This window comes from Thauera sp. (assembly GCF_035444905.1).
Lineage (GTDB): Bacteria > Pseudomonadota > Gammaproteobacteria > Burkholderiales > Rhodocyclaceae > Thauera.
Genome location: NZ_DAOMPS010000115.1, coordinates 1 through 4,142, shown reverse-complemented (window position 1 = coordinate 4,142; position 4,142 = coordinate 1). Strand labels below are relative to the sequence as shown.

The 4,142-nt window shown below is 65.5% G+C and carries 6 protein-coding genes and 1 pseudogene; 6 read left to right on the top strand and 1 reads right to left on the bottom strand.

Features of this window, described 5'->3' with window-relative positions; genetic code table 11:
* Nucleotides 1–98 (top strand): annotated as a pseudogene (locus PLC66_RS22255) (DUF736 domain-containing protein); the annotation flags it as partial.
* Nucleotides 99–432: 334 nt separating this feature from the next.
* Here the strand turns inward: PLC66_RS22255 and PLC66_RS22250 are convergent.
* Nucleotides 433–726, bottom strand: coding sequence for a helix-turn-helix domain-containing protein (locus PLC66_RS22250; RefSeq protein WP_019726279.1), 294 nt, complete (start codon nucleotides 724–726; stop codon nucleotides 433–435).
* Nucleotides 727–949: 223 nt separating this feature from the next.
* On the opposite strand from PLC66_RS22250, the gene PLC66_RS22245 reads away from it, so the two are divergent.
* From PLC66_RS22245 to PLC66_RS22225, 5 genes are all read left to right on the top strand, one after another.
* Nucleotides 950–1,297: a DUF2958 domain-containing protein gene (locus PLC66_RS22245; protein ID WP_019726280.1), complete on the top strand. Its 348-nt coding sequence runs from the start codon at nucleotides 950–952 to the stop codon at nucleotides 1,295–1,297.
* 340 nt (nucleotides 1,298–1,637) lie between these two features.
* Nucleotides 1,638–2,417, top strand: a complete 780-nt coding sequence (locus PLC66_RS22240) for a DUF2285 domain-containing protein (protein WP_019726283.1) — start codon at nucleotides 1,638–1,640, stop codon at nucleotides 2,415–2,417.
* An 83-nt stretch (nucleotides 2,418–2,500) separates the two neighbouring features.
* Nucleotides 2,501–2,782: a helix-turn-helix transcriptional regulator gene (locus tag PLC66_RS22235; RefSeq protein ID WP_033987191.1), complete on the top strand. Its 282-nt coding sequence runs from the start codon at nucleotides 2,501–2,503 to the stop codon at nucleotides 2,780–2,782.
* A 26-nt stretch (nucleotides 2,783–2,808) separates the two neighbouring features.
* Nucleotides 2,809–3,666 carry a replication initiator protein A gene (locus tag PLC66_RS22230; RefSeq protein WP_019726285.1) on the top strand — a complete coding sequence of 286 codons (858 nt, stop codon included), beginning with the start codon at nucleotides 2,809–2,811 and terminating at the stop codon, nucleotides 3,664–3,666.
* 253 nt (nucleotides 3,667–3,919) lie between these two features.
* A partial coding sequence (locus tag PLC66_RS22225; RefSeq protein WP_324544365.1) for a nucleotide-binding protein occupies nucleotides 3,920–4,142 on the top strand: 223 nt, incomplete at its 3' end.

Here is a 4,142-nt window from a genome sequence, read left to right as displayed (position 1 = left end):
ATCCTTCGTTCCCGGCCACGGTCTACGCCCGCCTGATCGAAGGCGAGGACGGCACCCACGACTTGATCTGGTCGCGCAGCAAGCCCCAGGCGGCGTGACCGCCGCCCGCAGCGCCCCGCCACATGGCGGGGCGCTGCGCTGTTGTGTTGGTTCGTACCGAACCTGGTGGCAGGCGGTGGCCCATAGTGTGGGCTGCACTTCTATGCGGGGACGCGGTGCTTGCCGTTGCAATCAGGGCATGGCGTGTCGGCGCGACCCGCCGCCGGACTTTTACGGGCTACGCCCCGTGCCGTCTTTGCCGTCACGGCCATCCGGCTCCAATCCCTCACGCCTTCGCGCCTGCGGCGCTGCGCACTTCGCTTGCCTCCGAGGGAAAGCCCTACGAGCTATCCCCGCCGCGCACAGCTTGGCGCCCCTCGATGCAGCCGGAGCCTACGGATGGGCCGCCGCTGCGAGCTGGCTTTCAGCCTCGCTCATCAGCACTGCCGTGCTGCATTCGAGCGCGCCGGCGATCTTGAAGATGATCGCCAGCGTGGGCATGTGCTCGCCGCGCTCGACCTTGCCCATGTGCGAGCGCTCGACGCCAGCCAGGTGCGCCAGCGATTCCTGCGCAATGCCGCGCTCCGTCCGCAACGCGCGCACCGCCGCGCCGAAGGCTTGCGCCAACTCGGCATCGTAGGTGGTGGCGCCGGCCGGTCGGCCGCGCTGAATGGGTCGCTTCTGCATAGACAGAAGCGTCAAGTCGCAGCACAATTAAAACCACGTTATCTTTAACTCTTTCAGTGAAACCTCACTGTTTTGCGTTTTTACGGGAATCCGCATTTGTGCCTCTGCGGATTTCCACAAAGGCGCATAGCCACGGAATCACAATCGTGCTTTTTCCCAAATCCGCCGATGCGGCTTTGCGTTTTCACGCTTGGGCGGATTTGTGAATTGGGAATAGATCGCCATGAACTCACTCATCACCGAGGACGAGCGCCAACGCCTGCTGACCCACGGCCAGGCACGTGCTGACGGTCAGGCCGGCGACCCGCTGCCCGTGGTGCGCCTGTTCACACCGGACGCACACCTCACCTGGCTGCTCGCTTCGCTCGACCCGGCCGACGGCGATACGGCCTACGGCCTGATCGACCTGGGCCTGGGGATGCCTGAGCTGGGCACCGTGAAGCTGTCCGATCTGGCATCCATCGTCGGGCCGCGCAAGCAGCCTGTGATGCGGGATCGGTATTTCCAGGCGGCGCGGCCCCTGTCGGAATATGTCCGGCTGGCCCAGGAGAACGGCGGCATTGTCGATTAAGCCAATCGCGTTCCGGCGCAGCCGGACGTATTGAGACTATTTCCGTCGGAATTCGGATTTGTCCGGTCTCAATTCGCACTCTTGCACCAAAACAGGGCCTTTGAGACGGAAACGGCCACGATCTTTGGCGCGAGTTACGGCACCTTGATTTGTGCCGCGTGACTTTTTTGGACTGCGCGGCCGTCGTATTCGGACGCATTGCGCAATACCCCGGAGCCAATCGGTCTTGACACTTGATGTACAGCTTAAACAGGTTCGGATGATGTTTTGATGTGGATGCGGTGGCTCCGTTCTTGAACGCCCGTGACGACGTTCCTGCTGTTCGACGGGAGCTTGAGTCATGGTCAATCCTCACCATATCGCGCATTGGTATCCGACCGCCGCGTACCTCTACATCTTGTGCCTGGACACGCTCGCACTGGCCTGGGAGTACCTGCGCCGCCACCCCGATTACCGGCTCGACTGGCAGCGCCACCAGCGCCGACCGCAAGCGGCGCAACAGGCGGCGCTTCGCTGGGGCTTGCGTCTGCTGGAAGACCCGGCCCTGGATGCGCGCGACGCGCATCCGGCCTGGCTGCCCGGCCACGATGCCGTGGTGCAACTCCATCCCGATGCCGATCCGCCGCCCGATGCGGCGGCCTTCGCGTTCTGGCACATCCCCGGTCACAAGCAACTGCTGCACGACGGTAAAGGGCTGGCGCTGATCGCGCACAACCCCGGCCATTGCGCGCGCTTCGCGCTGGCGCCCGGCCTGGAAGATGGCATGGCGGTCGCCTATGCCAATCGCGGAGGTGGCGGCGGCGCTGCCGCACCTGCGCCTACGCGCAGCGCGACGCTGGCCGCGGCCAGGCCCCGGCCTACACCGGCCGCGATGCTGGAGTTGCACACCCTGCAGGCGCTCGACGCGACCCTGGCGGGTGCGTCCTTGCGCGACGTGGCCGAAGGGCTGTTCGGTGCCGATGCCGTGGCGGCGGACTGGCACGCCGACGGCGACCTGCGCGCCCGCGTGCGCCGCCTGGTGCGGCGCGGCGATGCACTGATGCGCGGCGGTTATCGCCGGCTAGCACAACTGCCGCCGCTTGAGAAGGGACGTTTTGATGGGGACGCAAAACGTCCCTGAGCAGCGGAGCTTCGTTTTCTGAGACTGCCTCCATCCGGTTGCGCTGTGTGGCCGGAGCTTTGAAAGCTATGGAGGTTCACACCATGCGTCCCGCTCCCTTGCGGCCTGCCGCCACTGTCTCGACCGCTGCCGCACAACCGCAGCGTTACCTCACCAACGACGAAGCCGCCGAGTACCTGCGCCTGTCGCCGCGCACGCTGGAGAAGCAGCGCGTGATCGGCGGCGGCCCGCGCTTTCGCAAGTTCGGCCGGCGCGTCATGTACGCCGTGGCCGACCTCGACGCCTGGGCCGCCGACCGCAGCTTCGAGACGACTTCCGATCCTGAGTACGCCGAACAGCACTCGGCGGACAGCCGTGCGCGCTGATCGCTGGCACGCGCCAGGCCACCGCCATGCCCAGCCCCGCGCTGCCGTCCCGGCAGCGGCCCTCGCAAGAACGCGAACAGCTCGACCTGTTCCGTGCCTTGCCGGGCGACATGGCGCCGCGCGACAGCCAGGACTTGATGGCCTTTCCGTTCTTCTCGCTGGCGAAGTCGCGGCGCACGGCGCCCATCGACTTCCGGGCGGGCAACGTCACGATCCGCGTGGAAGGCACACAGGAGCACGGCATCGCCACGATCTGGGACGCGGACGTGCTGATCTGGGCTGCTTCGCAGATCGTGGAGGCGCGCGACGCAGGCTTACGCCCGTCGCGGCTGATGCAGGCCACGCCCTACGAGATCCTGCGCTTCATCGGGCGCGGTACGTCGCTGCGCGACTACCAGCGCCTCAAAGCCGCGTTGGATCGGCTGCAATCCACGACCGTGGCCACGTCGATCCGCGAGACAACCGGGCGACGCCTGCATCGGTTTTCGTGGATCAACGAGTGGAAGGAACTGGCCGATGCCAAGGGCACGCCCTTGGGGCTGGAGCTGATCCTGCCGGATTGGTTCTTTGGTGGGGTGATGGATGCCGCTCTGGTGCTGACCATCGACCCGGCGTATTTCCGGCTGACGGGCGGCATCGAACGGTGGCTGTACCGCCTGGTGCGCAAGCACGGCGGGCGGCAGGAAGGCGGCTGGCAATTCGATTTCCGGCACCTGTACCGGAAATCGGGCAGCGTCACGCGCTTCTCGGACTTTGCCTACGACCTGCGCGCGCTCGTCGCGCGGCAGTCGCTGCCCGGCTATGTCCTGAGCATCGAGCGGATGCCGGGCGATGGAGTCGAGTTGCTGATGTTTCGGCCCGTGCCGTTCACGGCACGGGGATAACTTCGGGAAAAGCGGTGGACGGGCTCGTGCTATCAGGAGTACGGGGTATCGTGCTATCGGGAGTACGACTATCGTGCTATCAGGAGTACGGATCGTCCGCAAAGCCAATAACGGCGCGGGTTTCGACCTCCCTTAACTTACCTAACTTAAATTCTCTAACTTGTAGTAGGGAAACGCCGTCGCGGTGGACAACCGCTGCGCGGCCACAAACGCAGCAGACAAAGCCTGCTCTTCCAGCATGGAGGGCCAGGCCATGATCGTCGCGCTGCTCAACCAGAAAGGCGGCGTGGGCAAGACCACGCTCGCCACCCATATCGCCGGCGAGCTGGCGATGCGCGGCCAGCATGTCGTGCTGCTGGACGCCGACCCGCAGGGTTCTTCACTGGACTGGACGCAACGACGCAGCCAGCAAGGCTTGCCTCGGCTGTTCAGCGCCGTGGGCCTCGCACGCGAAACGCTGCATCAGGAAGCGCCAG

Excerpts from the sequence above, each read along its gene's own strand:
- PLC66_RS22250 (WP_019726279.1), bottom strand. The coding sequence starts at position 726 with ATGCAGAAGCGACCCATTCAGCGCGGCCGACCGGCCGGCGCCACCACC.
- PLC66_RS22245 (WP_019726280.1), top strand. The coding sequence starts at position 950 with ATGAACTCACTCATCACCGAGGACGAGCGCCAACGCCTGCTGACCCAC.
- PLC66_RS22240 (WP_019726283.1), top strand. The coding sequence starts at position 1,638 with ATGGTCAATCCTCACCATATCGCGCATTGGTATCCGACCGCCGCGTAC.
- PLC66_RS22235 (WP_033987191.1), top strand. The coding sequence starts at position 2,501 with ATGCGTCCCGCTCCCTTGCGGCCTGCCGCCACTGTCTCGACCGCTGCC.
- PLC66_RS22230 (WP_019726285.1), top strand. The coding sequence starts at position 2,809 with ATGCCCAGCCCCGCGCTGCCGTCCCGGCAGCGGCCCTCGCAAGAACGC.